Source organism: Caballeronia sp. INML2 (genome assembly GCF_023631365.1).
GTDB lineage: Bacteria > Pseudomonadota > Gammaproteobacteria > Burkholderiales > Burkholderiaceae > Caballeronia > Caballeronia turbans.
The window spans coordinates 1-3,696 of sequence record NZ_JALQDH010000156.1 but is presented as its reverse complement, the minus strand read 5'-3'; the positions used below and the strand labels follow the sequence as shown (position 1 = coordinate 3,696).

At 63.6% G+C, this 3,696-nt stretch carries 5 protein-coding genes; all 5 read left to right on the top strand.

The window, feature by feature from the left end; all coding sequences use genetic code 11:
* Position 1 precedes the first annotated feature (1 nt).
* Entirely contained in the window at positions 2–1,006 is a 1,005-nt protein-coding gene (gene paaA, locus NCT32_RS36545; protein WP_250491514.1) for a 1,2-phenylacetyl-CoA epoxidase subunit PaaA, read from the top strand.
* A 17-nt stretch (positions 1,007–1,023) separates the two neighbouring features.
* Complete coding sequence (gene paaB / locus NCT32_RS36540; RefSeq protein ID WP_061122015.1) at positions 1,024–1,308, top strand: 1,2-phenylacetyl-CoA epoxidase subunit PaaB; 285 nt, start codon at positions 1,024–1,026, stop codon at positions 1,306–1,308.
* 13 nt (positions 1,309–1,321) lie between these two features.
* Entirely contained in the window at positions 1,322–2,119 is a 798-nt protein-coding gene (paaC, locus tag NCT32_RS36535) for a 1,2-phenylacetyl-CoA epoxidase subunit PaaC (protein WP_250491513.1), read from the top strand.
* Complete coding sequence (paaD, locus tag NCT32_RS36530; RefSeq protein WP_250478527.1) at positions 2,119–2,631, top strand: 1,2-phenylacetyl-CoA epoxidase subunit PaaD; 513 nt, start codon at positions 2,119–2,121, stop codon at positions 2,629–2,631. Before paaC ends, paaD begins: the two co-directional genes overlap by 1 nt.
* A 31-nt stretch (positions 2,632–2,662) precedes the next feature.
* On the top strand, positions 2,663–3,696 hold a 1,034-nt coding region (paaE, locus tag NCT32_RS36525; RefSeq protein ID WP_250491512.1), incomplete at its 3' end, for a 1,2-phenylacetyl-CoA epoxidase subunit PaaE.

The following is a 3,696-nucleotide window of genomic DNA, read 5'->3' as shown; positions in this document are numbered from 1 at the left end:
CATGTACACCCAATCCCTCGACCTCCCGAGTCCCACGCACACAAGCGAAGCGGCCCCTGGCGCCGCCGCACCCGAACAGGCCCGCTTTGACGCGGTGATGCAAGCCGACGGCAAGATCGAGCCGCAGGACTGGATGCCCGAGGCCTATCGCAAGACGCTGGTGCGGCAGATTTCGCAGCATGCGCATTCGGAGATCATCGGCATGCAGCCCGAGGGCAACTGGATCAGCCGCGCGCCGAGCCTCAAGCGCAAGGCGATCCTGCTCGCGAAGGTGCAGGACGAAGGCGGCCACGGCCTGTATCTCTACAGCGCGGCTGAAACGCTCGGCGTCTCGCGCGATCAGCTCGTCGCCGCGCTGCACGCGGGCCGGGCCAAGTACTCGAGCATCTTCAACTATCCGACGCCCACCTGGGCCGATGTCGGCGTGATCGGCTGGCTGGTCGATGGCGCGGCGATCATGAATCAGATACCGCTGTGCCGCTGCACCTACGGGCCGTATGCCCGCGCGATGATCCGCATCTGCAAGGAGGAGTCGTTCCACCAGCGCCAGGGCTTCGATGCGCTGCTCGCGATGATGAAGGGCACGCAAGCGCAGAAGGACCTCGTGCAACAGGCGGTGAACCGCTGGTGGTGGCCGGTGCTGATGATGTTCGGCCCGAGCGACAAGGACTCGATTCACAGCGGCCAGTCGTTCGCGTGGGGCATCAAGCGCATCTCGAACGACGACCTGCGCCAGAAGTTCGTCGACGCGACTGTCGAGCAGGCGAAGATTCTGGGCGTCACGCTGCCCGATGCCGATCTGAAGTGGAATGCGCAAAGAAACGCGCACGACTACGGCGAGATCGACTGGGACGAGTTCTGGCGCGTGGTCAACGGCGACGGCCCGTGCAACAAGGAGCGCCTCGCCACGCGCGTGAAGGCGCACGACGCAGGCGCGTGGGTGCGCGAAGCGGCACTCGCCTACGCGGAGAAGCACAAGGCCCGCGCCCACAAACAAGCTGCATGAACAGGGAGACGATGAAGATGAGCAAGGAATGGCCGATCTGGGAAGTGTTCGTGCGCAGCAAGCAGGGACTCGATCACAAGCATTGCGGCAGCCTGCACGCGCCGGATGCGGGTGTGGCGTTGCGCATGGCGCGCGACGTGTACACGCGCCGTCAGGAAGGCGTGAGCATCTGGGTGGTGCCGTCGGCGGCGATCACCGCATCGGACCCGGCGGACAAGGGCGAATTGTTCGAGCCCGCGGGCGACAAGATCTATCGGCATCCGACGTTCTTCGTGCTGCCCGATGAAATCAATCACATGTAAGGGCGAAAGAGCCATGAGTCAGGACCATCTCGCCTACGTGCTGCGTCTGGCGGACAACGCGCTGATCCTCGGGCAGCGCAATGCCGAATGGTGCAGTCACGGCCCGGCACTGGAAGAAGACATCGCGCTGGCGAACATCAGTCTGGATCTGATCGGCCAGGCGCGGCTCTTGTACACGCACGCGGCGTCGCTGGAAGCCGCGCTCAATGGCAGCAGGAAGACCGAAGACGATTACGCGTACTTTCGCACCGAGCGTGAGTTCGCCAACTACACGATCGCGGAGTTGCCGCACTTCGGGCCGCTCGCGGGCACGGCGCGCGCTGAGCGCGATTACGCGGTGACGATCGTGCGCAACTTCCTGTATTCGTCGCTGATGATCGAAGTGTGGAGCGCGCTGCAAACATCGAGCGATGCGCAATTCGCGGCGATCGCGGCGAAGTCGATCAAGGAGACGAGCTATCACTTGCATCATGCGCGCGACTGGCTGGTGCGTCTGGGCGATGGCACGGACGAGTCGCATCGTCGCGCGCAGGCCGCGCTCGACTATCTGATGCCGTACACGCGCGAGTTCTTCGCCACCGATGCAATCGAGCAGGCCGTCGCCGATGCGGGAATCGCGCCGCTCGCGAGCGAGTTCGAAGCGGCATGGCGTGACGAGGTCGCATCGGCACTGGAAGAGGCCACGCTCACCGCGCCCGAAGAAGTGAAGCACGTCACCACGGGCAAGCACGGTGAGCACTCGGAGCACATGGGCTATCTGCTCGCGGAGATGCAGAGCCTGGCGCGTCAACATCCGGGCGCGAGCTGGTAATGAATACCGCCAACGCAACCATCGAACGCGCGTGGGATGTGCTCGAAGCGGTGCCCGATCCGGAGATTCCGGTGGTATCGATTCGCGAACTGGGCATTCTGCGCGAGGTACGTCACGGCGACGATGGCGTGCTCGAAGTGGTGATCACGCCGACGTACTCGGGGTGTCCGGCGATGTCGCAGATCGCGGAGGATATTGCGCAGGCGATCGATCGGGCCGAGCTCGGTGCGCATCGCATCGAGACGGTGCTGGCGCCCGCGTGGACGACGGACTGGATCACCGACGAAGCGCGCGAGAAGCTGCGCCGCTACGGCATAGCACCGCCGACGGGAGCGTGCAGCGGCACGGAAAAGCCCATCCGCTTCGTGCCCTATACGAAAGCGACGATCGCGTGCCCGCGCTGCGGCTCGACGCACACCGAGAAGCTGGCGCAATTCGGCTCGACGGCGTGCAAGGCGTTGTACCGCTGCATCGACTGCCGCGAGCCGTTCGATTACTTCAAGCCGTACTGAACTGACTCCATTGAAAAGCGAGCCGAAAAACATGGCGACTCCGCAATTCCATCCGCTGCGCATCCGTGAGGTCCGCCCCGAAACCGCCGATGCGCTCACCGTTTCGTTCGAAGTGCCTCCGGCGCTGCGCGATGCGTTTCGCTTTACGCAAGGTCAGTTCGTGACGCTCAAAACGCATATCGATGGCGAGGAGACGCGCCGTTCGTATTCGATCTGCGTGGGCGTGACCGACTACGATCGCGACGGCGAATTGCGCATCGGCATCAAGCGCGTGCGTGGCGGGCGCTTCTCGAACTTCGCATTCGATACCCTGAAGCCCGGCCACGAGATCGAGGTGATGACACCCGACGGGCGCTTCTTCACGCATCTGAACGCGGATCACGCGAAGCACTACGTGGCGTTCTCGGGCGGCTCGGGCATCACGCCGGTGCTGGCGATCATCAAGACGACGCTGGATATGGAGCCGACGAGCCGCTTCACGCTCGTGTACGGCAATCGCAGCGTCGACGCGATCATGTTCGCCGAGGAGCTCGAGGATCTGAAGAACCGGTATATGGACCGGTTCTCGCTGTATCACGTGCTCTCGGACGATCTGCAGGACGTCGAGTTGTTCAACGGCGTGCTGGATCAGGCGAAGTGCAAGGCGTTTCTGGAGACGCTGCTCTCGCCCGAGGAAATCGACGAGGCATTCATCTGCGGCCCCGGCCCGATGATGGATGCAGCCGAAGCGGCGTTGAAGGATGCGGGCGTGGCGCCGAAGCAGATTCACGTGGAGCGTTTCGGCACGCCGTTGCCGCAAGCCGGGGCGCCGGACATCGAGATCACGGACAGCACGCCGGCGGCGGATCTGGAGCTGATCATCGACGGCAAGAAGCGCAAATTGCGGCTGCCCTATGAAGGCGTGAGCGTGCTCGATGTGGGTTTGAAAGCGGGACTCGCGTTGCCGTACGCGTGCAAGGGCGGTGTGTGCTGCACGTGCCGCGCCAGAGTGCTCGAAGGCGAAGTGAAGATGGAAAAGAACTACACGCTCGAACAACATGAAATCGATGACGGCTTCGTGCTGAC

Coding starts and splice junctions, on each gene's coding strand:
- paaA (WP_250491514.1), top strand. CDS start 2: ATGTACACCCAATCCCTCGACCTCCCGAGTCCCACGCACACAAGCGAA.
- paaB (WP_061122015.1), top strand. CDS start 1,024: ATGAGCAAGGAATGGCCGATCTGGGAAGTGTTCGTGCGCAGCAAGCAG.
- paaC (WP_250491513.1), top strand. CDS start 1,322: ATGAGTCAGGACCATCTCGCCTACGTGCTGCGTCTGGCGGACAACGCG.
- paaD (WP_250478527.1), top strand. CDS start 2,119: ATGAATACCGCCAACGCAACCATCGAACGCGCGTGGGATGTGCTCGAA.